This is a genomic window from Tardiphaga sp. GW822-FHT04G09, assembly GCF_058800725.1.
Genome location: NZ_JBXAMO010000019.1, coordinates 36,982 through 58,253 on the forward strand (window position 1 = coordinate 36,982; position 21,272 = coordinate 58,253).

The 21,272-nt window shown below is 63.2% G+C and carries 22 protein-coding genes; 12 read left to right on the forward strand and 10 right to left on the reverse strand.

Annotated elements, in window-relative coordinates; all coding sequences use genetic code 11:
- The first annotated feature begins 161 nt into the window (after window positions 1-161).
- From AC1RLZ_RS24545 to AC1RLZ_RS24560, 4 genes are all read left to right on the forward strand, one after another.
- Window positions 162-1,682: a D-alanyl-D-alanine carboxypeptidase family protein gene (locus AC1RLZ_RS24545; protein WP_493190734.1), complete on the forward strand. Its 1,521-nt coding sequence runs from the start codon at window positions 162-164 to the stop codon at window positions 1,680-1,682.
- A 133-nt stretch (window positions 1,683-1,815) separates the two neighbouring features.
- Window positions 1,816-3,504: a long-chain fatty acid--CoA ligase gene (locus AC1RLZ_RS24550; RefSeq protein ID WP_493190735.1), complete on the forward strand. Its 1,689-nt coding sequence runs from the start codon at window positions 1,816-1,818 to the stop codon at window positions 3,502-3,504.
- Window positions 3,505-3,558: 54 nt separating this feature from the next.
- Window positions 3,559-4,104: a DUF924 family protein gene (locus AC1RLZ_RS24555; RefSeq protein WP_493190736.1), complete on the forward strand. Its 546-nt coding sequence runs from the start codon at window positions 3,559-3,561 to the stop codon at window positions 4,102-4,104.
- A gap of 230 nt (window positions 4,105-4,334) precedes the next feature.
- Entirely contained in the window at window positions 4,335-4,820 is a 486-nt protein-coding gene (locus AC1RLZ_RS24560; protein ID WP_371425930.1) for a peroxiredoxin, read from the forward strand.
- A 73-nt stretch (window positions 4,821-4,893) separates the two neighbouring features.
- Here the strand turns inward: AC1RLZ_RS24560 and rnhA are convergent, their stop codons facing one another.
- The 3 genes from rnhA to ispH are packed head-to-tail and all read right to left on the reverse strand — an operon-like array spanning window position 4,894 to window position 7,291.
- Entirely contained in the window at window positions 4,894-5,343 is a 450-nt protein-coding gene (gene rnhA, locus AC1RLZ_RS24565; RefSeq protein ID WP_089267674.1) for a ribonuclease HI, read from the reverse strand.
- Entirely contained in the window at window positions 5,340-6,320 is a 981-nt protein-coding gene (locus AC1RLZ_RS24570; protein ID WP_493190737.1) for a homoserine kinase, read from the reverse strand. The genes rnhA and AC1RLZ_RS24570 overlap by 4 nt, the downstream gene beginning before the upstream one ends.
- 5 nt (window positions 6,321-6,325) lie before the next feature.
- Window positions 6,326-7,291 (reverse strand): 4-hydroxy-3-methylbut-2-enyl diphosphate reductase, encoded by a 966-nt coding sequence (gene ispH, locus AC1RLZ_RS24575; RefSeq protein WP_493190738.1) that lies wholly within the window; start codon window positions 7,289-7,291, stop codon window positions 6,326-6,328.
- Window positions 7,292-7,536: 245 nt separating this feature from the next.
- On the opposite strand from ispH, the gene AC1RLZ_RS24580 reads away from it, so the two are divergent.
- The 4 genes from AC1RLZ_RS24580 (at window position 7,537) to AC1RLZ_RS24595 (ending at window position 9,227) form a co-directional block, all read left to right on the forward strand.
- Entirely contained in the window at window positions 7,537-8,235 is a 699-nt protein-coding gene (locus AC1RLZ_RS24580) for a DUF1013 domain-containing protein (RefSeq protein ID WP_371421339.1), read from the forward strand.
- 170 nt (window positions 8,236-8,405) lie between these two features.
- On the forward strand, window positions 8,406-8,735 hold the full coding sequence (locus AC1RLZ_RS24585) for a potassium channel family protein (RefSeq protein WP_493190739.1): 330 nt from the start codon (window positions 8,406-8,408) through the stop codon (window positions 8,733-8,735).
- A gap of 91 nt (window positions 8,736-8,826) precedes the next feature.
- Window positions 8,827-9,021 carry a type II toxin-antitoxin system HicA family toxin gene (locus AC1RLZ_RS24590; RefSeq protein WP_493190740.1) on the forward strand — a complete coding sequence of 65 codons (195 nt, stop codon included), beginning with the start codon at window positions 8,827-8,829 and terminating at the stop codon, window positions 9,019-9,021.
- Window positions 9,021-9,227 carry a type II toxin-antitoxin system HicB family antitoxin gene (locus AC1RLZ_RS24595; RefSeq protein ID WP_493190741.1) on the forward strand — a complete coding sequence of 69 codons (207 nt, stop codon included), beginning with the start codon at window positions 9,021-9,023 and terminating at the stop codon, window positions 9,225-9,227. The genes AC1RLZ_RS24590 and AC1RLZ_RS24595 overlap by 1 nt, the downstream gene beginning before the upstream one ends.
- Window positions 9,228-9,245: 18 nt before the next feature.
- Here AC1RLZ_RS24595 and AC1RLZ_RS24600 read toward each other — a convergent pair whose 3' ends face one another.
- From AC1RLZ_RS24600 to AC1RLZ_RS24630, 7 genes are all read right to left on the reverse strand, one after another.
- Window positions 9,246-9,464, reverse strand: coding sequence for an alkylphosphonate utilization protein (locus AC1RLZ_RS24600; protein WP_011665834.1), 219 nt, complete (start codon window positions 9,462-9,464; stop codon window positions 9,246-9,248).
- 143 nt (window positions 9,465-9,607) lie between these two features.
- Entirely contained in the window at window positions 9,608-10,300 is a 693-nt protein-coding gene (locus tag AC1RLZ_RS24605; RefSeq protein ID WP_493190742.1) for an OmpW/AlkL family protein, read from the reverse strand.
- Window positions 10,301-10,481: 181 nt separating this feature from the next.
- Window positions 10,482-10,748: a hypothetical protein gene (locus AC1RLZ_RS24610; protein ID WP_371421336.1), complete on the reverse strand. Its 267-nt coding sequence runs from the start codon at window positions 10,746-10,748 to the stop codon at window positions 10,482-10,484.
- 169 nt (window positions 10,749-10,917) lie between these two features.
- A complete protein-coding gene (locus tag AC1RLZ_RS24615) occupies window positions 10,918-12,840 on the reverse strand; it encodes a propionyl-CoA synthetase (protein ID WP_493190743.1) in 1,923 nt (640 codons plus the stop codon).
- Between the two features lie 66 nt (window positions 12,841-12,906).
- A complete protein-coding gene (locus tag AC1RLZ_RS24620) occupies window positions 12,907-13,452 on the reverse strand; it encodes a tetratricopeptide repeat protein (RefSeq protein WP_493190744.1) in 546 nt (181 codons plus the stop codon).
- A 39-nt stretch (window positions 13,453-13,491) separates the two neighbouring features.
- Window positions 13,492-14,466, reverse strand: a complete 975-nt coding sequence (locus tag AC1RLZ_RS24625; RefSeq protein ID WP_493190745.1) for a tetratricopeptide repeat protein — start codon at window positions 14,464-14,466, stop codon at window positions 13,492-13,494.
- 57 nt (window positions 14,467-14,523) lie between these two features.
- Entirely contained in the window at window positions 14,524-15,465 is a 942-nt protein-coding gene (locus AC1RLZ_RS24630) for a TAXI family TRAP transporter solute-binding subunit (protein WP_493190746.1), read from the reverse strand.
- 206 nt (window positions 15,466-15,671) lie between these two features.
- Here AC1RLZ_RS24630 and AC1RLZ_RS24635 point away from each other — a divergent pair, with 206 nt between their 5' ends.
- The 4 genes from AC1RLZ_RS24635 (at window position 15,672) to AC1RLZ_RS24650 (ending at window position 21,061) form a co-directional block, all read left to right on the forward strand.
- Window positions 15,672-17,687 (forward strand): TRAP transporter permease, encoded by a 2,016-nt coding sequence (locus tag AC1RLZ_RS24635; RefSeq protein ID WP_493190747.1) that lies wholly within the window; start codon window positions 15,672-15,674, stop codon window positions 17,685-17,687.
- Between the two features lie 86 nt (window positions 17,688-17,773).
- Window positions 17,774-18,775 (forward strand): TAXI family TRAP transporter solute-binding subunit, encoded by a 1,002-nt coding sequence (locus tag AC1RLZ_RS24640; RefSeq protein ID WP_493190748.1) that lies wholly within the window; start codon window positions 17,774-17,776, stop codon window positions 18,773-18,775.
- Between the two features lie 40 nt (window positions 18,776-18,815).
- The gene (locus AC1RLZ_RS24645; protein ID WP_493190749.1) at window positions 18,816-19,787 is read left to right on the forward strand and encodes a TAXI family TRAP transporter solute-binding subunit; all 972 of its coding nucleotides are present in this window, start codon (window positions 18,816-18,818) and stop codon (window positions 19,785-19,787) included.
- A gap of 272 nt (window positions 19,788-20,059) precedes the next feature.
- On the forward strand, window positions 20,060-21,061 hold the full coding sequence (locus tag AC1RLZ_RS24650; protein WP_493190750.1) for a Bug family tripartite tricarboxylate transporter substrate binding protein: 1,002 nt from the start codon (window positions 20,060-20,062) through the stop codon (window positions 21,059-21,061).
- The last annotated feature ends 211 nt before the right edge of the window (window positions 21,062-21,272 follow it).

A 21,272-nucleotide genomic window follows, 5' to 3' on the forward strand; every position in this document is an offset into this window, starting at 1 on the left:
TAACCGGCTCGCCACTGTTCTGATGCTCTCGACCGGTATAGGTTTGCGGCTCTCGCCGCGTGACGGCAGACCGACACGAGAGCCCCGAACCTCAAATCCAAGAATTGCTGCGCGCGGTGCCGGAGCACTGCAGGCGGGCCGCAAAGGACCGGAATCGGATAGTGCAGTTTCACTTCGCATCGCGCCGCCTGCTGTCATTCAACTGGTTCCCCCTCGCCGCAGCACTCGTGCTGGGCGTGGCCGCGCCTCGCACGGCCAGCGCTGAAGCGCTGCTCCTCGTCGAAGCCGATACCGGCAAGGTGCTGCAGGCCGAGAACGCGACCTATCCGTGGCATCCCGCCTCGGTCACCAAGCTGATGACGACCTATGTCACCCTGCAGGCAGTGAAGCAGGGACGCATCAATCTCGACACAGTGGTGACGGTGTCGCCGATCGCCTCCGCCCAGTCGCCATCGAAGATGGGCTTCAAGGCCGGCACGCAGGTCACCATCGATAACGCACTGAAGATGATGATGGTGAAGTCGGCCAATGACATGGCCGTCGTGCTCGCCGAAGGCGTCGGCGGCTCCATCGATGGCTTCTCGGCGATGATGAATGCCACGGCGCAGAAGCTCGGCATGACGCAGACCCACTACGTCAATCCGAACGGCCTGCCTGCCGACGAACAGGTGACCTCGGCGCGCGACCTCGCGATCCTTGCGCGTGCGATCATCCGCGACCTGCCGGAATACGAATATTTCGTCCATATTCCCGCGATCAAATTCGGCCGTCGCATCACCCCGAACTTCAACAAGCTGATCGGCCGCTATCCCGGCGCCGACGGCATGAAGACCGGTTTCATCTGCGCCTCCGGCTACAATCTTGTCGCCACCGCCACCCGTGGCAACAAGCGGCTGATCGCGGTGGTGCTCGGCGCCTCGTCCGGCCAGGCGCGCGCCGTCAAGGCCGCGCAGCTGCTGGAGCGCGGCTTCAACAGCGGCACAGGCGGCCTGACCTGGCTGCAGCCGGCGCTCGGCACCGTGGATGCCCTCGCACCGATCGACGCCGCGCCGCCTAACCTGCGCGACGAGATGTGCGGACCGAAGCGCAAGCGCCCGGCCAGCGACGCCGATGATGAAGTCACCGCCAGCAACGAAGCCAGCAGCCAGGCCATGTCGTTCTTCACCACCGGCCTGCAGCCGCCGACGCTGCGCCCGGTCGACATGATCGCCGCGGCCGCCGCGCCGGTCGAGCCGGTGATCGTCTATACCGGGCCGAAGAAAGTGGGGGCCGACCTGATCGCCGCCAATGCGGTGGAAGAAGCCCGGCAGACGCCGAAGCCCAAGGGCAAGAAGGGCACGAAGACAGCCGCCAGGAAGCCGGACGCGGCAGCCGACACCAAGGACGCCAAACCCGCGGCATCGGCCGACGCGAAAACAGCCGCCAAGCCTGCGGCCAAACCCGCCGCCTCCCGACAGGCAGCCGTCAAGCCGGATGCCGCCGCGCCCAAACCTGCAGCGGCAGCCACATCTGCCAAGCCTGCAGCCGCGAAGCCCGCGGCAGCCAAACCTGCAGCCGGCAAGCCTGCCACGGCAGGCGCCGCGGCTGCGACAGCGCCAGCCAAGCCCAAGGCCGCTGCCAAGCCCGCACCGAAGGCGACCACCGGCGAAGCCAAGCCGGCTGCGGCAGCTCCGCGCACCTAGACCTTCGTCGACGATGCCCGAGATCATCGTTAACGCAGCCGTTTCCGGTCGCATCATGTTGCGCCGCGCCTTGCTATCAAGGACAGCTTTGCTCAATACTTCCACGAAATAATCAAATCGAGGGGGAAGTGTCATGGAGCGCATCTGGCTCAAGCAATATCCGGCAGGCGTGCCCGCCGACATCGACGTCAATCTGTATCCGTCCCTGGTCGATCTGCTCGAAGAGAGCTTTGCCAAATTCCGCGATCGCAAAGCCTTCATCTGCATGGACAAGTCGATCACCTATCGTGAGCTCGACGAAATGTCCGCCTCGCTCGGCGCCTATCTGCAGAGCAAGGGCCTCGCCAAGGGCGCCCGCGTCGCGCTGATGATGCCCAACGTGCTGCAATATCCGATCGCGACATCCGCGGTGCTGCGCGCCGGCTATGCGGTGGTCAACGTCAATCCGCTCTACACCCCGCGCGAGCTTGAACATCAGCTCAAGGATTCCGGCGCCGAAGCCGTCATCGTGCTGGAGAACTTCGCCTCCACGGTGCAGCAGGTGATTGCCAAAACCAATGTGAAACACGTCATCCTCGGCAGCATGGGCGACATGCTCGGCTTCAAGGGCGTGATCGTCAATCTCGTGGTCCGCCGCGTGAAGAAGATGGTGCCAGCCTACGACCTGCCGGGCGCGGTCTGGTTCAATGATGCAGTCTCCGCCGGCCGCAACATGAAGATGAAGAAGCCGGTGCTCGGCCCCGATGACGTCGCCTTCCTGCAATACACAGGCGGCACCACCGGTGTATCCAAGGGCGCGACGCTGCGCCATCGCAACATCCTGGCCAATGTGCTGCAGAACGATGCGTGGCTGCAGCCGGCGCTGCGCAAGCCGCCGCATGTGGACCAGCTGTTCATCGTCTGCGCGCTGCCGCTCTATCATATCTTCGCGCTGACGGCCTGCTTCCTGCTTGCCGTGCGCGCCGGCGGCGTCAACCTCCTGATCCCGAACCCGCGCGATATGCCCGGCTTCGTGAAGGAGCTGATGAAATATCAGGTCAACAGCTTCCCGGCCGTCAACACGCTCTATAACGGCCTGCTGAATACGCCGGGCTTCGACCAGGTGGATTTCTCCAAGCTGAAGATTTCCAACGGCGGCGGCATGGCGGTGCAGAGGGCGGTAGCCGAAAAGTGGCTGAAGGTGACCGGCTGCTTCGTCGCCGAAGGCTATGGCCTGTCGGAAACCTCGCCGACGCTGACCTGCAACCCGGCCGATGTTGATCAGTTCAACGGCTCGATCGGCGTGCCGGTGCCGTCGACCTATATCTCGATCCGCGACGACGACGGCAACGAAGTGCCCCTGGGCGAGCCCGGCGAAATTTGCGCCAAGGGTCCGCAGATCATGTCGGGCTACTGGAACCGGCCGGACGAGACCGCCAAGGTGATGACCGCGGACGGCTTCTTCCGCACCGGCGACATCGGCATCATGAGCCCCGACGGCTTCACCAAGATCGTGGACCGCAAGAAGGACATGGTGCTGGTCTCGGGCTTCAACGTCTATCCGAACGAGGTCGAGGACGTCATCGCCAGCCATCCCGGCGTGCTGGAATGCGCCGTGATCGGCGTGCCCGATGCCAAGACCACCGAGGCGGTGAAGGCCTTCGTCGTCAAGAAGGACCCGAACGTCACCGCCGAGGATATCATCAAGTTCTGCGGCACCCAGCTCACCAATTACAAGGTGCCGAAGCAGATCGAATTCCGCACCGCCTTGCCGAAGACCAATGTCGGCAAGATCCTGCGCCGCGAACTCCGCGACGAGAAGAAGCAGGCCTCGGCGGCCTGATGCACTGCTATAGGGTGGGCCCGCTTTCGCATGGCCCATCCTATGGATTTCAGCATGACTGCAACGACTCCCGCCGACATCATCGCCTTCTGGAAAGACGCCGGCTGGGACCGCTGGTACGCCAAGAACGACGATTTCGATGCCGAGATCACCCGCCGCTTTCGCGGGCTGTGGGACGAGGCCGTCGCAGGCAAGCTTGCGTCATGGGAGGCCAGTGACGAAGGCACGCTCGCTTTGATCCTCGTGCTCGACCAGTTTCCCCGCAACATGTTCCGCAACGATCCGCGGGCCTTTTCCAGCGACCGCCTCGCTCGCGACCTCACGGTCAGGGCTGTCGCGCGCGGCGTCGATCAGCGGGTCGAACAGCAGATGCAGCAGTTCGTCTATATGCCGCTGATGCATTCGGAAGACCTTGCCGATCAGGAGCGCTGCTGCGCATTGTTTCGCGCCACCGGCGAGACCGACAATCTGAAATTCGCCGACGAGCACGCCGATATCATCCGGCGTTTCGGCCGCTTCCCGCACCGTAACCGGGTGCTGGGGCGCAGCACCACGCCCGAGGAACAGGCCTTTCTCGAGGCCGGCGGTTTCGGCGGGTAGAGCCTTCGACATCTTCCGGCCTCATCCTGAGGAGCGGTCGGCTTCGACCGCGTCTCGAAGGATGGCAGCAATGCACATCGCCATGGTTCGAGACGCGCGCCAGGAGGCGCGCTCCTCGCCATGAGAACGGTGTTCGAGGCCGCTGCCCTGGCTTTGCGCAACGCCCAATATTGCCCGCGTCATGCAGCCGGTCTAAACACACTCACCCCACCTTTCAGGAGAGATCGACGATGACCATTCAAGTTGGCGACAAGCTGCCCGAGTCCAAGCTCCGTGTCATGACCTCCGAAGGTCCGGCCGTGAAGACCACCGATGACATCTTCAAGGGCAAGAAGGTTGCGCTGTTCGCCGTGCCCGGCGCCTATACGGGCACCTGCCACAAGATGCATCTGCCGAGCATCTTCCTCAACGCCTATGCCATCAAGGACAAGGGCGTCGACACCATCGCGATCATCTCCGTCAACGATGTGTTCGTGATGAACGCCTGGAAGAAAGACACCGACCTGCGCGACGAAGCGGTGTTCCTGGCCGACGGCAATGCCGACTTCACCAAGGCCATCGGCATGGAGCTCGACGCCTCGGGCAACGGCCTCGGCATCCGCTCGCAGCGCTATTCGATGCTGGTGGAAGACGGCAAGGTGACCAAGCTCAATCTCGAGCCGGCACCGGGCAAGGTCGAAGTCTCCGGCGGCGACACCCTGCTGGGTCAGCTCTGAGCTGAGGTTTTCTTGCTTCCCCTCTCCCCCCGCGCAGCGAAGCTGCGCGCCGCGGGAGAGGGAATGAAAAGAACTACCGGCCCCTGTTCTCCGCCAGCCCGTCGCGCGACAGTTGATCCGCACGTTCGTTCTCGGCATGGCCGGCATGGCCCTTGACCCAGTGCCAGCGCACATCATGGGTCTTCAGCGCGGCATCGAGGCGCTGCCACAGGTCGACATTCTTCACCGGCTTCTTGTCCGACGTCTTCCAGCCGTTTTTCTTCCAGCCGTGAATCCAGCTCATGATGCCGTTGCGCAGATACTGGCTGTCGGTGTGCAGATCCACCGAGCACGGCTTCTTCAGCGCTTCCAGCGCCGAGATCGCCGCCATCAGCTCCATGCGATTGTTGGTGGTGTGGGCCTCGCCGCCCTTCAGCTCTTTCTCGGCATCGCCGAACCGCAGGATCGCGCCCCAGCCGCCGGGACCGGGATTTCCCGAGCAGGCGCCGTCCGTATAGATCGTCACAGGCGTCGCAGTGGTCACGCGGGCAGCCTCGCCGCTTCGACGCCGTAATCGGCCATCGATTTCACCGACTGGTGGAAGCGCAGCTTGCGGACATATTCGACCGGATCCTTCGGCTTCACGAAGGCGCCTTCCGGCACATTGAGGAAATCCACCAGCCGCGTGAGCAGGAAGCGGATCGACGCACCGCGCGCCAGCAGCGGAAACGCCGCGCGCTCGGCGCCGGTCAACGGCCGCACGCTTTCATAGGCATTGAGGAAAGCCCGCGCCTTGGTGGCATTGAACGACAGATCCGGCTCGAAGCACCAGGCGTTCAGGCAGATCGCCACGTCGTAGGCTAGCATGTCGTTGCAGGCGAACGGGAAGTCGATCAGGCCGGACAGCTTATCGCCGAGAAAGAACACGTTGTCCGGAAACAGATCCGCATGGATCACGCCTTCCGGCAGATCGCTCGGCCAATGCGTAGCGAGATGATCGAGTTCGGTCTGCAGGAAAGCGCGCAGCCCGGGCTGCACGGTGTCGGCGCGCGGTGCCGCGAGGTCGAGCAAACCGCGCCAGCCATCCACCGACAGGTTGTTCTTGCGCACCAGCGGGAAATCGCGCCCGGCGACATGCATCTTCGCCAGCGCTTCGCCGACCCCGGCGCAATGCATCGCAGTGGGACGGCGCGGCCACATGCCTTCGAGGAAGTTGATGATCGCCGCGGGCCGGCCGGCGAGCGACGAGTAGACCGCGCCGTCGCGATTCTTCTGCGGCTGCGGGCAATTCACGCCGCGCGCGCAGAGATGTGCCATCAGACCGAGGAAGTAAGGCAGGTCATCCGCTTCGACGCGCTTCTCATAGAGCGTGAGGATATACGCGCCCTTGGAGGTGTGCATCAGGAAGTTGGAATTCTCGACGCCTTCGGCGATGCCCTTGTAGGAGAGCAATTCGCCGACATCGTAGCTCTTCAGGAAGTCCGCGAGATCATCGGCGGCAACATCGGTATAGACCGCCATCGCGGTTACGCCGCGGCCTCGGGACGCAGCGAACGCGGCAGCGGGAAGAATTCGTTTTCTTCGGCGGCCGAAACCGTCTCCACATGCAGCTCATAACGCTGCGCGAAGGCATCCATGATTTCTTCGACGATCACTTCCGGCGCCGAGGCGCCCGCGGTGATGCCGAGGCTCGTGATGCCCTCGAACATGCTCCAGTCGAGGTCAGAGGCGCGCTGCGCCAGCACCGAAACCCTGCAGCCTTCGCGCTCTGCGACTTCGCGCAGGCGCTGCGAGTTCGACGAGTTCGGCGCACCGACCACGATCAGTGCATCGACCACCGGCGCCACCTTCTTCACGGCAAGCTGGCGGTTGGTGGTGGCGTAGCAGATGTCTTCCTTGTGCGGCCCGTTGATCGTGGGGAAGCGGCTCTTCAGCACGGCCACAATTTCCGCGGTGTCGTCGATCGACAACGTGGTCTGGGTCACGAAAGCGAGATTGTCCGGGTCCTTCGGCTGGAAGGTCTGGGCATCCTCGGCGGTTTCGATGAGCTGGACAGCGCCCGGCGGCAGCTGGCCGACGGTGCCGACCACTTCCGGATGATGCGAATGCCCGATCAGCAGGATTTCACGGCCACGCTTGAAGTGGATCGCCGCCTCGCGGTGCACCTTGGTCACCAGTGGGCAGGTCGCGTCCAGCGAGAAGAAATTGCGTTCCTTGGCATCGGCCGGAACCGACTTCGGCACGCCGTGGGCGGAAAATACTACCGGCGCCGAGGTGTTGTCCGGAATCTCGGCCAGTTCCTCGACGAAGATCGCGCCCTTGGTCTTGAGGCTGTCCACCACATACTTGTTATGGACGATTTCGTGCCGGACATAGACCGGCGCGCCATGGATGGCGAGTGCGCGTTCGACCGTATCGATCGCCCGGACGACGCCTGCGCAGAAGCCGCGCGGCGAACAAAGAACGATTTTCAGGGACGGTTTGGTCGTCATATCGGGGCGATCCAGGGGCCTGGGCACCAAAATGGCAGGTGCGATGGGTCAGATGGGCAAAAATCAGCCAAAGAGCTTGTCTGAATAAGGACTTGGGGCCGGTTTGCGGCGGTGTCAAGGCCGAACTGCCGGGCATTGCGCGGTTGCCCCCGGACAGCTTATATAGAGGCCTAATTCCCGTCATCACCGATGACCAGACGGCTTCGCCTCCGAAAGAGGTGGGCGAAGCGCAAAGGAGATGTGCCATGAGCAATGCCCCGCTGATGCCAAAGGCGACGGCCGTGTGGCTGGTCGACAATACGGCGCTCACCTTCGACCAGGTCGCCGATTTCACCAAGATGCATCCGCTCGAGATCCGCGCCATTGCCGACGGCGACGCCGCCCAGGGCATCAAGGGCATGGACCCGATTTCCAACGGGCAATTGACCCGCGACGAGATCGAAAAGGGCGAGAAGGACAAGAATTACCGGCTCAAGCTCGAAGAGAGCAAGGTCATCCTGCCGCCGGCCGCCAAGAAGAAGGGCCCGCGCTACACCCCGGTGTCGCGCCGCCATGAGCGCCCGAGCGCGATCCTGTGGCTGGTCCGCAGCCATCCGGAGCTCAAGGACAGCCAGATCATGCGTCTGGTCGGCACCACCAAGACCACCATCGCCTCGATCCGCGACCGCACCCACTGGAATGCATCGACCCTGACCCCGATGGACCCGGTGACCCTCGGCCTGTGCTCGCAGATCGAACTCGATTTCGAAGTGCAGCGCGCAGCCAAGGAAAAGCCGACCGACCAGGCCTATGGCGGCGCGACCCTGCTGCCGGCCTCGGAAACCACCCGCAAGGACGAGCTCGAAACCGCCGAGGGCGGCAGCGGCGACCTCAATGTCGACGCCGTATTTGCCAAGCTGAAGGGTATCGGCGGCGGCAAGAAGCAGGACGACGACGAAGAATAGGCGCCTGCGCTGCGCACAGATGCGCGGCGGCAACGGCAGAATTCAAAACGCGGCGGTTCATCCCGCCGCGTTTTTGTTGGCGTGCGGCGTCCAACAATCTTCACTTTCCAAATGTCATCGAATCCTGCGACATCCGACCTGCGCGAGGGGCGCATGGGGGCAACGCTGCGATGGCATCTCTCTGGCTCGGTCTGGTGCGATTGCTGGCCGGCTTTCGCCGCGGCCTGCGCGATCCGGAATTTCGCGCGATCCTGTTCCTGCTGGCCATCGCCATGACCGGCGGCGCCGTGTTCTTTCACGCCGTGGAGGGCTGGCCGTGGATCGACGCTGCCTATTTCAGCGCGATGGCACTCACCACCGTCGGCGACGCCACCCTGTCGCCGACCACGACCATCGCGAAAGTCTTCACGATGCTGTTCTCGATATCAGGCATCGGACTGATGCTGGCATTCCTGTCGCGGCTATCGACATTTCGCGGGCATGAGGAAGGGCGGGAGTAGCCGAAGGCGCCGATTGTCTTACCGATCCGGGGGCACCTAGAATGCAGGGATCATAGCCGCTTCTGAATGCTGCGGGGACGCGTTTGGTGCCATGAAAGTCCGCGATGCCATCAAGCTCATCGAGGATGACGGCTGGTTTCAGGTAGCGACGCGCGGCAGTCACCGGCAATTTAAACATCCCAGCAAGCCCGGACGCGTCACCATCGCCGGCAAGCCATCCGACGACCTTGCACCCGGCACATTTAGAAGTATCTTGAAGCAGGCGGTCCTGACGGAGAGACCCTAGTGCGTTATGCAGTTGTCATAGAGAAGACCGACAACAACTATTCCGCATACGTGCCGGACTTGCCCGGCTGCGTTGCAACCGGCGGCACGGTGAAGATCGTCGAGGCCGAAATCCGTGAAGCTATTCGCTTTCATATTGAAGGCCTCAGGGAGGACGGGCTACCTGTCCCCGCACCGACCAGCATCGCGGATTACGTCGAGACCTGAAGCCGAGGCTCGGAGGCCTCACGCCTTCTTCAGGAACTCCGTGCGCAGCACCAGGCCCTTGACCTTGTCGGTGCGGCCTTCGATCTCGTCTTCGTTGTCGGTGAGATGGATGTTCTTGATCACGGTGCCGCGCTTGAGCACGGTGGACGAGCCTTTCAGCTTGAGGTCCTTGATCAGCGTGACGGTATCGCCCTCGGCGAGCAGTGCGCCGTTCGAATCCCTGACCTTGATGTCCATGACGTTGTCCTGATGGTGCGATGATGTGATGGCGCGCACCCAACAGGATGCGGGCGCTGAAAGCAACAGGCCCACGGTGAAACCGCAAAAAGAAGGGCCGTCAGACATCGGCCCTTCAGTCACACAGTGAGAGATCGAAAGGATCAGAACTTGTAGGTGATGCCCGTGCCGATGAGCCACGGATCGAGCGTGACCTTGCCGGTGATCGGCGTGCCGCCGGCCAGCGTGCCTTCCCAGTCCGGCCGCAGCCACAGTTTCTTCACGTCGACATTCCAGCCCCAGTGCTTGTCGATCATGTAGTCGAAACCGAACTGCACCACGGGAGCGGCAGAGTCCTTCAGACGGCTGCTGGTGACGCCCACGCCACTCGCGGTCTGGCTGAAGAACCAGGTGTAGTTCACGCCGGCGCCGATATAGGGCTTGAACGCGCCGAACTCGGTGAAGTGATATTGCAGCGTCAGGGTCGGCGGCAGCAGCCAGGCCTTGCCGACATCGAGGCCGGCAATGGCGCCATCGCCGGTGACGTGATGCCTGGTGACGCCGAGGATCAGTTCGGCGGCGACGTTCGGCGTGAAGAAATAGGAGATGTCGAGTTCGGGCACGACCTGATCGGAGGTCTTCAGGCTGGAGCCCGGCACCTGGTGAACCGAACCGCCATTCTCCGGAATGACGCCGAGCACGCGCAGGCGGATCATCCAGGGATTCCACGCCTCGATCACCGGCGCCTTGGTGTACGGCGTCGCGGCCGGAAGATCGGCGGCGCCTGCCGTTGTCGCCATGCCAGTCATCGCCGTTGCCGACATCAGCAACGACATGGTCGTCAAGATTCTCTTCATCGCGAAGCGCCCTGTCTCTCGATTCGTTCGGGGTGAACGATCTCACCCGATCCAATCCGAAAGACGCTCGCCACGGCGCTCACACGTTGATCTCCATCAAAAGCAAACGACCGCACAGCGTCTCGCTGCACGGCCGTTGCCTTTGGGTGACACAGTGTTGCGGAATATCAATCCGCCGGTGTTACGGCCGGTTCGGATTGTTCAGCATGTATTCGCCGAGATTGCGCTGCGCACGATCGGCGCGCTGAATGGAATTGCTGCGCTGAACGTCGCGATCCTTGCGGCAGCTCGAATATTCCGGCGAGCCGACAGCGGCGCCTGTGCCGCGGCAGATCGCGTCATCGTCATCGCCAAGGCTCGACATAGGAATGTCGGTGCGGCGCGCGCAGGCGCCCAGCAGCGTTGCCGCCAGCGTCAGCGCGATGAGGGATGTCGAAGTGAGGCGCATGCATGGGTCCTGTCACGTGAGTGACGCCGTGTTTAGCGCGAAATGCGGGATTTGTAAGGTGGGCAGGACGGGTCGAGCGGAGGCGCATCGCGCCAAGGCGAAACCCATCGGCCGGGTCAGCGGCAGAGTGATGCGTTTCGCTCCGCTCACCCCATCCTGCGGCCGAGCCTCACACCCTGCCCTTCAGCGCCGTGCCGATCTCGTCCAGCACCTTGGGATCCTCGATGGTGGCCGGCATCGCCCAGTCCTCGCCATCGGCGATCTTCTTGATGGTGCCGCGCAGGATCTTGCCGGATCGCGTCTTCGGCAGGCGCCCCACGGTAATCGCCAGCTTGAATGCTGCGACGGGACCGAGCTTCTCGCGCACGAGCGCGACGACCTCTGTCTCCACCTCGGCAACCGGCCGCGCGACGCCGGCCTTCAGCACCAGGAAGCCGCACGGCACCTCACCCTTGATCGCATCCTTGATGCCCAATACCGCGCATTCGGCGACGTCGGGGTGCGAGGCGAGAATCTCCTCCATGCCGCCGGTGGAGAGCCTGTGGCCGGCGACATTGATGATGTCGTCGGTGCGGCCCATCACATAGACATAGCCATCCTCGTCGAGATAACCGGCATCGGAGGTTTTGTAGTAACCGGGGAATTCGTTGAAATAGGCTTCCTTGCAGCGTTCATCCTGCTCCCACAGCGTGGGGAGACAGGCCGGCGGCATCGGCAGCTTGATGACGATGGAGCCCATGGTGCCGGCGGGCACCGGCTTTGCCGCCTCGTCGACGACCTCCACCTTGTAGCCGGGCATCGGCACCGTCGGCGAGCCGTGCTTCACCGGCAACTGGCCGAGGCCCACCGGATTGCCGGCAATGCACCAGCCGGTCTCGGTCTGCCACCAGTGATCGATCACCGGCACCTTCAACTGCTTCTCGGCCCAGTCCACCGTCGGCGGATCGGCGCGTTCGCCGGCCAGAAACAGCGTGCGGAATTTCGACAGATCATATTGCCGGATGAACCTGCCCTCCGGATCTTCCTTGCGGATGGCGCGGAACGCCGTCGGCGCAGTGAACAGCGCTACCGCCTTGTGCTCGGCGATGACGCGCCAGAACGCGCCGGCATCGGGCGTGCCGATCGGCTTGCCCTCATACATGATGGAGGTCGCGCCATGAAACAGCGGCGCGTAAATGATGTAGCTGTGGCCGACCACCCAGCCGATATCGGAACCGCACCAGAACACGTCGCCGGGCGTGATGCCGTAGAGATTGTACATCGACCATTTGAGCGCGACCGCATGGCCGCCATTGTCGCGCACCACGCCCTTCGGCTTGCCGGTCGTGCCCGAGGTGTAGAGAATATACAGCGGATCGGTCGCCAGCACCGGCACGCAGGCCGCGGACTTCTTCGCGGTGATCGCCTTGCGACGCAATTCGGCCCAGTCGTGATCGCGACCAGCCACCAGATCGCAGCCGTGCTGCGGGCGCTGGAGAATGATGCAGGCATCCGGCTTCACGCTGGAGAGCCTGATCGCCTCATCGAGCAACGGCTTGTACTGCACGATGCGGCCGGGCTCGAGGCCGCAGCTCGCCGAGAAGATCAGCTTCGGCTTGGCATCCTCGATGCGGGTCGCGAGTTCCTTCGCGGCAAAGCCGCCGAACACCACCGAATGCACCGCGCCGATGCGCGCGCAGGCGAGCATCGCGACGACGGCTTCCGGCACCATCGGCATATACAGAATGACGCGGTCGCCCTTGCCGACGCCGTGATCCTGCATGATGGCGCCGAGCACCTGCACTTCATGCAGCAACTGCGCATAGGTGAATTTGCTGACAGTCCCCGCCAGCGGGGAATCGTGAATCAGCGCGACCTGATCGGCGCGGCCACCGGCAACATGGCGATCCAGCGCGTTGTAGCAGGTGTTCAGCACACCGCCGGCGAACCAGCGTCCATAGAGGCCCATTCCGGGATCGAACACTTTTGTCGCCGGCTCGATCCAGTCGATGTCCCTGGCAGCCTCGCCCCAAAAACCGACGGGATCTGCAATCGAGCGGTCATGAACGTCCCGATAGGTGCGGATATTGTCGATGTCCTGCTCGATGGCCATGGCGTTACTCCCGTGCACCGGCATTCCCGCCGGTCTTGTTGCCTGCCATTGTCACGGGATGGTCGGCTATTTCAAGGGCGCCTTTGGTTGCGGCTTGATGGCCGGATCCTTGATGGCTGGATCCTTGACCGCCGAATCCTTGACAGCCATGGCGGCGCCCAGCCGCTCGATCTCCATCGCCAGCGACTTGTAGTTGCCACGGGCGGCTTCGTGCTTCGGATCGAGCTTCAGCGCTGCGCCGAAATCCCTGACCGCGCGCGGACGATCGCCTTTCTTGCGCCAGAGCTCACCGCGCGCATTGAACAGGTCAGCCTGCCTGGCATCCAGTCTGATCGCGGCATCGTAATCAGCAATGGCAAGGTCCGCCTGATCCTTGCGCTCATGGACGCGGGCGCGTGCGATGAGCGCCTTGAGACGATCCGCTGCAGGCGTCCTGTCGTGCCTGATCAGGACCGTGCATTTGTCGAGCACGGCGTCGTCGTCATTTGCGGAGATCGCCGTTATGCATGGCGCTGGATCCGGCTGCGGCTCGGGCGGCGGCGCATCGCCGGCCGCCAGTGCACCGTGCTGCAGCGCGCCCCACACCACAGCAACCATCAAACAATGGCGCATCGGTTGTGTCCTGTTGACCAGCAACTTCATCTGTCGCGCCTACCGGATGCTGGCATCGGCCGACGGATGCAGACCGATCGCCGGCTTGCGCGCAGCGACCGCCATCCGGCCAAGCTGCTGCCGATGCCGGATCGCGATATCGAGCGTGGGATGGCTTCGCACCGCCGCCTCGAAGTCTGCCAGCGCACGCACCGTATCGCCCTTGTCGCGCCACGCGACGCCGCGATTGTTGTAGGCCATCGCGAGCTCCGGCTGAAGCTGCAGCGCCGTCGTGTAGTCGGTGATCGCGCGATCATATGCACCGCTGAGACTGAAGGCGTTGCCGCGGTTCACGAAGTAGCCGGCCTTCGGCTCCAGCCTGATCGCGGCATCGAAATCGGCAATTGCGCGGCCATAGGCATTGTTGCGCGCATAGGACTGCCCGCGCGCATCGTAATGTTCCGCGGTCGGCTCCAGGCGAATGATGTCGCTCTGGTCGTCGATCACCAGATCGAAGCGCTTGACCTTGGCATAGGCCGCAGCGCGATCGATGAGACCCTGCACCCGCGTCGGATCGAGCCGGACCGCTTCATTATAGTCGCGAACCGCCAGCCGGTTTTCATGCATCGATGCGAAGGTCGCGGCGCGGCTTGCGAATAATCGGGCCTCGTTCGGCCGCAGCCTGATCGCGCGATCGAAGTCGTCGAGCGCCCGGTCGAACTTCTTGCCGGCCGCAAGCGCCTTGCCGCGGGCTTCAAGCGCTGCGGCCGAGAGGGGATCGAGCCGAACCGCCAGATCGCCATCCGCAACCGCGAGATCGACCTGTTCCAGCCGGAGCTGCAGCCCGGCACGCACGATCAGGGCTTGAACGCGGTCCGGCAATGTCGCCGTCGAGCCGATCACCAGGCCGCAGATGCCGAGCATCTGCTCGGGCGGCAAGGTATCGTCATTCGTGCAGGTGGCAGCGGTCTCCGCCGCCCCCTGCGCGCGGGCAACCGCATGGGACAGCGATGCTGCCGCAAAAACGGCGCACACAACCAACGTCCGAAACGGATGCCCCATGAAAGCCCCAGCAAGCCAGCGGGGGTCACCCTACCTGATCAGACCCCGCTCCCGATAGTAGCGTAACGCGCCGGGATGCAGGGGCACCGGGCTTCGGGTGACTGCACTCGCCAGCTTGATCTCGTGGCCGGCGCGGTGGGCGATGGCGAGCTCGTCGAGGCCGTCGAACAGCCGCTTGGTCATCTGATAGACGAGGTCGTCGGACACCGCGCTGCTCGTGACCAGATAATTCATCACCGACGCGGTCGGCACGGGTCTGTTCTGGCTGACATAGGTCCGGGCCGGAATCGTATCCGGCCTGAACGGCGCGCCGATCTTCCTGACCATCGCGGGCGGCACCGGCACGATGACGATATCCGTGGCCTCGCTGAGCTCCTTGATCGATGCCACGCCGAGACCCGCGGACTGCAGCGTGGCATCCAGCTTCTTCTCGATCATCATCGTGGTGGATTCGGCAAAGGAGATGTAGCGCACTTCGCCGAGATTCTCGTAACGCAACCCCGCCGCGCCCAGAATGGTGCGGGCGTTCAACTCGGTGCCCGATCGCCGCTCGCCGACCGAGAGGCTTCTCCCCCTGAGATCGCTGAGCGTCCTGATGCCGCTGGCCTTGGTGGCAACGATCTGGATGTAGTTCGGATAGAGCGCGCCGATCACCCGCAGCCGACCCTGCCTGCCGTCGAAGCCCGCGCTGGCATTGCCGGCCCAGGCGTCGTTGAGGGCATCGCCGAGCGCAAAACCCACCTGCCCGGTACCTTGCTGCAGCCGCGAGAGGTTCTCGACTGAACCATCGGTTGTCTGCAACTGAACTTTCGCGCCGGGAATATCCGCATAGAGCATCGCGATCGAGACGCCGAGCGGAAAATAGATGCCGGACGTATTGCCGGTCAGCAGCGTGATCGACGGGTCGGCGCGTGCCGCTGCGCTGCACATGACGACCACACTCGTCATGGCCGCTATCAGACGCTTCCTCATACTCATCGATTTCCTGTCATTCAGGCCGCGAACGTGAACCGCAGCTCTCAGGGGGTCAACGACGTTCCCGCAGCGAACGTCGTTGCCGCGACGAAAGTTTCACCGCTAAGCCCTTGCGCCAGCCGGGCAAAACGGCATGAATGCGCCGCATTCAAGATAAAATGGCCGGCAAAGCCGGCTGCGGGAAATATCCCGGGGGAAGAAACATGGCTGACCAAAAATCAATCGCAAGCGATGACACCATTGCCGTCTCCGACGAAGCATTGGCGAAGGCTGAAGCCTTCATCGAAGCCGACGAAGGCGCAACAAATCGCCTGCTGGGCTGGGCCGGAAAGATCTCCACCGGCATCGCCGTGGTGATGAGCCTGTTTCATCTCTATGCCGCCTACGCGATCGTGCCGACGCAGGAGCTGCGTTATGTCCACGTCGCCTTCACGCTGATCCTCAGCTTCCTGCTATTCCCCATGTCCGCGCGCTTCCGCAACCGCGTGCGCTGGTGGGACATCGTGCCGGGCATCGTCGCCATCGCCACCATCGTCTATGCGCTGTGGGGCGGCGACGATTTCACCGACCGTGCCACCGTGCCGGATCATATGGACGTACTCGTCGGCATCGTCTTCATCGTGCTGCTGCTGGAAGCGACGCGCCGCACCACCGGCCTGATCATGCCCGTCGTATCCGTGTTCTTCATCGCCTATGCGATGCTCGGCCCGCATCTGCCGGCACCGTGGACCCATCGCGGCTACGACCTGCCGCGTCTGGTGGGCCATCTGTTCATCACGCTGGAGGGAATCTTCGGCGTCGCGGTAGACGTGTCAGCCACGCTGATCATCCTGTTCACGATCTACGGCGCCTTCCTGTCGATGTCCGGCGCCGGAAAATTCTTCATCGATTTCTCGCTATCCTTGATGGGGAACAAGTCGAATGCCGCAGGCCGCACCGTGGTGCTGTCGTCGTTCCTGCTCGGCGGCCCCTCGGGCTCAGGCGTCGCCACCACGGTGATGATCGGCACCGTCGCCGCCCCGATGCTGGCCAAGGCCGGTTTCGAGAAGAACGCTGCCGGCGGCCTGCTCGCCGCGGGCGGTCTCGGCGCGATCCTGTCGCCGCCGGTGCTCGGCGCCGCCGCGTTCCTGATCGCCGAATTCCTCAAGATCAGCTATCTCGACGTGATCTGGATGGCGACCATCCCGACCTGTCTCTACTATCTCTCGCTGCTGATCATGGTGGAGATCGACGCCAAGCGGTTCGGCGCCCACAATGTCAATGTCAGGCCCGAGCTCAGCCTCGGCGTGATGATGAAGCGTTACGGGTTCCACTTCATTTCCCTGCTCGCCGTCGTCGTCTTCATGATCATCGGCTACTCGCCATCGCTGTCCGTGTTCTACGCCACCTGCGTCACCTTCGTGCTCAGTTTCCTGCGCAAGGATACCGCATTGGTACCTAAGAAACTGGTGAAGGCACTGGCCGATGGCTCGATCGGCGCGCTCAATGCCGCCACCACCTGCGCCTGCGCCGGCATCGTGGTCGGCGTCGTCACGCTCACCGGCCTCGGCCTCAAGTTTTCGTCGATCGTGATTTCCTATGCGGGCGGCAGCCTGCTGCTGACGGCGATCTATACGGCGCTGATCGTCTGGATCATCGGCCTCGCGGTGCCGGTGACCGCCTCCTACATCATCTGCGCCGTGATCGCGGCCCCCGCGCTGATCAAGCTCGGCGTGCCCGACTACGCCGCCCACATGTTCATCTTCTACTACGCGGTGCTCTCGGAAGTCTCGCCTCCCACCGCGCTGTCGCCCTTCGCAGCGGCAGCCATCACCGGCGGTGATCCCTACAAGACCACCCTGCAATCGTGGAAATACACACTGCCGGCCTTCCTGGTGCCGTTCGTCTTCGTCTGCGACCCGCAAGGCGTCGGCCTGCTGCTGAACATTCCGAAGGGCGGCTCGTGGGTGGATATCGTCGAGATCACCCTCAAGACCACTCTGGGATTGCTGGCGCTCGCCGCCGTCGCGCAGAACTGGGCACTGCGACAAAACACCCCGATCGAGCGCGGCCTGCTTCTGCTATCGGGATTGCTGCTGGTGTTTCCGAGCCTGATCGAGGCGATCATCGAATCGATCATCGGTCGCGACATCAGCTACACATTCGTGCCCGGCCTCATCATCGGCCTCGGCGTGCTACTGTGGCAGGTAAAGACGAGAAGGCTACCGGTACCGGCATGACCAACAACAGAAACGAATAACGTCAAGTTATCGCACGACGCGGACGCCGCAGATAAGCGGCGCCGCCGACTTCAGGGAGTGACGCGATGAAATGCAAGGCTCAGAGATACAAGGTTCTGAAATACAGGGCTTTGCGCTACAGGGCTTTCAGCCTTGCCTTGCTCGGCATCGCCTGCGCGGGTGGTACGGCCTCGGCCGAGGAAAAGACCATCGCCATTGCCACCGGCGGGACCGGCGGCATCTTCTATCCGCTCGGCGGCGGTCTCGCGAACCTGCTGTCGAAGAAGCTTCCGCACACCCAGGCCACCGGCGAAGTCACCGGCGGCAGCGTCGACAACATCAAGCTGCTGGAAACCGGCCAAGCCGATCTCGGCTTCATGACCGGCGACGTCGCGTCCGACGCCGTGAAGGGCGAGAACAAGTTCAAGAAACCCGTCCCGCTGCGCACCATCGTCGCGGTCTATTCCAGCCCCGTCCATGTGGTGACCATTGCCGGCACCGGCATCGAGAAATTCGCGGATCTGAAAGGCAGGCGCATTTCCGGCGGCGCGCCGGGCAGCGCGACGGAGGCGCAGACCTTCCGCCTGCTCGAGGCTGCGGGCCTCGACAAGGACAAGGACGTCAAGCGCGAGCGCCTGTCCGTGGCGGAATCCGCGGCCGCGCTCAAGGATCGCAAGATCGACGCCTTCTTCTGGGGCGGCGGCGTGCCCACCGCGGCAGTCGTCGATCTCGCCGCCTCGCCCGGCGTCACCATCAAGCTGATCGACATCGATTACCTGCTCGACCCCATCGTGAAAAAATACGGCCAGATCTTCGCGCCCAGCGTGATCAAGGCCGGCAGCTATCCGGGCCAGACCACCGACAGCCGTGGCTTCGCCGCCTGGAACCAGATCATGGCCACCGACAAGATGTCGGACGAGACGGCCTATACGATCACCAGGGCGATCTTCGAGAACAAGGCCGATCTCGTCGCCGTCCACAAGGAGGCCGAGAACATCAATCTCGCCACCCAGACCCCCGCGCAGTCGCCGGCGCCCTATCATCCCGGCACGCTGAAATATCTCAAGGAAGTCGGCGCGGTGAAATAGTCACTGCGCCATCACAAGAAAACTGGAGGAGAGGAAGACCATGTTCAAGCGTTTCAGGAAGACCTCGATAGCTGTGGCTGTCATCGCGACGGCCGGCCTAGCCGGCGCGGCGATCGCGCAGCAGAAGACCATGGCGATCGGCACCGGCGGCACCGGCGGCGTCTACTACCCCCTCGGCGGCGCCATCGCCAATGTGCTGTCGAAGGCGCTGCCGAACACCCAGGCCACCGCGGAAGTCACCGGCGGTTCGGTCGATAACCTCAAACTGATTGCCTCCGGCCAGAGCGAGATGGGCTTCAGCATGGCCGACGCCGCGCTCGATGCCTTCAAGGGTGAGGACAAGTTCAAGAGCGGCAAGGTCCCGCTGCAGACGCTGCTCGTGGTCTATCCGAACCGCATGCATGTGGTGACCGTGGATGGCACCGGCATCGAGAAGATGTCCGACCTCAAGGGCAAGCGCGTCTCAACGGGCTCGCCGGGCAGCGCCACCGAGGTGATGGCGTTCCGCGTGCTGGAAGCCGCCGGTCTCGACAAGGACAAGGACATGAAGCGCGAGCGGCTCGGCGTCGCCGAGAGCGTCAACGCCATCAAGGACCGCAAGATCGACGCCTTCATGTGGGTCGGCGGCGTACCGACCGCAGCGGTGACCGACCTTGCGGCGACGCCGGGACTGAAGATGAAGCTGATCGATCACGCCGATCTCGCCGACAAGATGAATGCGAAATACGGCAAGCTGTATTCGCCATCGAATATCAGCAAGAGCATCTATCCCGGCATGGACAAGGACAACGCCAATACCGAGGTCTGGAACATCATCGTTACGGGCAACAAGATGAGCGATGACGATGCCTACAACATCGTCAAGACGCTGGTGGAGAAGAAGGCCGACATCGTCGCCGTGCACAAGGAGGCCGAGAGTTTCTCGCTCGACAACCAGGTGCAGGACCGCTCGCCGGTGCCGTTCCATCCGGGCGCGCTGAAGTATTTCAAGGAAAAGGGCATCGGCAAGTAAGGCCGGCCATAACAAGACCAGACTTCAGGCCGCGACGCCCAGGGCATCGCGGCCTTGCCTTGAAGGGTAACGAAATAGTCATCCCCTGCCGCCGCCAGACTCATTTTGTTCATCATGCCCATCCGGAAACGCGGCCTGCGGACGCTGTCATCCCCATTTAGTACCGAATGCTTAAGGATGGTATTGCATTGCGGTAGCAACTCGTAGTGCAACCGCGTAGTTTGCGCGCAACTCGTCCCTTGGGACACACGATTACAAAGGACTCCTTCGAAATGTCGTCGTCGATTCGCTTCCCGTCCCGCCGCTCCGTGATTCTCGGTGGCGCCGCCGCCCTTGGTACCCTGCCGATCCTCACCCGCCGCGCCAGCGCCGCCGAGTGGCCCACCAAGCCGGTGAAGTTCATCGTTCCGTTCGCAGCCGGCGGCACCACGGACATTCTGGCCCGCGTCGTCGCGCAGAAGATGTCCGAAGAGATGGGCCAGCAGTTCATCGTCGAGAACAAGGCCGGCGCCGGCGGCAACATCGCCGCTGACTTCGTCGCCAAGGCGGACGGCGACGGCTACACCTTCCTGGTCGGCACGCCCGGCACCCACGCCATCAACAAGTTCGTGTTCAAGAACATGACCTATGATCCGGTCAAGGATCTGGCGTCGGTGATCGTGATCGCCAAGGTGCCGAACCTGTTCTCGGTGACCAATTCGCTGCCGGCCAAGAGCGTCCAGGAATTCATCGAACTCGCCAAGGCCAAGCCGGACGAATATTTCTACGGCACGCCGGGCCTCGGTTCGACCGCGCATCTGTCGACCGAACTGTTCAAGTCCATGACCGGCGTGAAGCTGACCCACGTGCCGTACAAGGGCAGCGCCCCCGCGCTCACCGACCTGATCGGCGGCCGCGTCCATGTGATGATCGACAACCTGCCGGCGGCGCAGCCTTTCGCCGAGAGCAACCAGATCCGTGCGCTGGCCGTCTCCACCAGCAAGCGCTGGGAGCCGATGAAGGACATTCCAACCATCGCCGAAGCCGGCGTTCCCGGCTACGACGCCGCCTCCTGGTTCACCATCGCAGCGCCGGCGAAGACGCCGAAGGACATCATCGCCAGGCTCAATGGCTCGACCGACAAGTTCATCAAGTCGGCCGACGGCACGGCCCGCCTGATCAAGCTCGGCGCCGATCCCACCGGCGGCTCGCCGGCCGACATGGATGCCTATGTGCAGTCCGAAATCGAGAAGTGGGGCAAGGTCGCCCAGTTCGCCGGCATCAAGCCGGAGTAAAGGCTAAGCAGGATTGGCAGGGCGTTTCATTCGCGCCCGCCTGTCTCGCTCTCTTCTTGAGCTCAATACATCGAAGGGCACGCGCTTCAGCGCGTGCCCTTTTGCTTTCAAGGCTGGCGATTGCTCATCGCCGGACTAAGCCCGGAGTTTCCACTGACGCGTGTGGCCGGGATTGCCCAAACATTTTTTCCTATTCTTATTGACAACATCC

Excerpts from the sequence above, each read along its gene's own strand:
- AC1RLZ_RS24590 (WP_493190740.1), top strand. The coding sequence starts at position 8,827 with ATGAAAGTCCGCGATGCCATCAAGCTCATCGAGGATGACGGCTGGTTT.
- AC1RLZ_RS24610 (WP_371421336.1), bottom strand. The coding sequence starts at position 10,748 with ATGCGCCTCACTTCGACATCCCTCATCGCGCTGACGCTGGCGGCAACG.
- AC1RLZ_RS24605 (WP_493190742.1), bottom strand. The coding sequence starts at position 10,300 with ATGAAGAGAATCTTGACGACCATGTCGTTGCTGATGTCGGCAACGGCG.
- AC1RLZ_RS24570 (WP_493190737.1), bottom strand. The coding sequence starts at position 6,320 with ATGGCGGTCTATACCGATGTTGCCGCCGATGATCTCGCGGACTTCCTG.
- ispH (WP_493190738.1), bottom strand. The coding sequence starts at position 7,291 with ATGACGACCAAACCGTCCCTGAAAATCGTTCTTTGTTCGCCGCGCGGC.
- AC1RLZ_RS24600 (WP_011665834.1), bottom strand. The coding sequence starts at position 9,464 with ATGGACATCAAGGTCAGGGATTCGAACGGCGCACTGCTCGCCGAGGGC.
- AC1RLZ_RS24560 (WP_371425930.1), top strand. The coding sequence starts at position 4,335 with ATGACCATTCAAGTTGGCGACAAGCTGCCCGAGTCCAAGCTCCGTGTC.
- AC1RLZ_RS24630 (WP_493190746.1), bottom strand. The coding sequence starts at position 15,465 with ATGAGGAAGCGTCTGATAGCGGCCATGACGAGTGTGGTCGTCATGTGC.
- AC1RLZ_RS24635 (WP_493190747.1), top strand. The coding sequence starts at position 15,672 with ATGGCTGACCAAAAATCAATCGCAAGCGATGACACCATTGCCGTCTCC.
- AC1RLZ_RS24645 (WP_493190749.1), top strand. The coding sequence starts at position 18,816 with ATGTTCAAGCGTTTCAGGAAGACCTCGATAGCTGTGGCTGTCATCGCG.
- AC1RLZ_RS24640 (WP_493190748.1), top strand. The coding sequence starts at position 17,774 with ATGAAATGCAAGGCTCAGAGATACAAGGTTCTGAAATACAGGGCTTTG.
- AC1RLZ_RS24555 (WP_493190736.1), top strand. The coding sequence starts at position 3,559 with ATGACTGCAACGACTCCCGCCGACATCATCGCCTTCTGGAAAGACGCC.
- AC1RLZ_RS24550 (WP_493190735.1), top strand. The coding sequence starts at position 1,816 with ATGGAGCGCATCTGGCTCAAGCAATATCCGGCAGGCGTGCCCGCCGAC.
- AC1RLZ_RS24585 (WP_493190739.1), top strand. The coding sequence starts at position 8,406 with ATGGCATCTCTCTGGCTCGGTCTGGTGCGATTGCTGGCCGGCTTTCGC.
- AC1RLZ_RS24620 (WP_493190744.1), bottom strand. The coding sequence starts at position 13,452 with ATGCGCCATTGTTTGATGGTTGCTGTGGTGTGGGGCGCGCTGCAGCAC.
- AC1RLZ_RS24580 (WP_371421339.1), top strand. The coding sequence starts at position 7,537 with ATGAGCAATGCCCCGCTGATGCCAAAGGCGACGGCCGTGTGGCTGGTC.
- AC1RLZ_RS24615 (WP_493190743.1), bottom strand. The coding sequence starts at position 12,840 with ATGGCCATCGAGCAGGACATCGACAATATCCGCACCTATCGGGACGTT.
- AC1RLZ_RS24650 (WP_493190750.1), top strand. The coding sequence starts at position 20,060 with ATGTCGTCGTCGATTCGCTTCCCGTCCCGCCGCTCCGTGATTCTCGGT.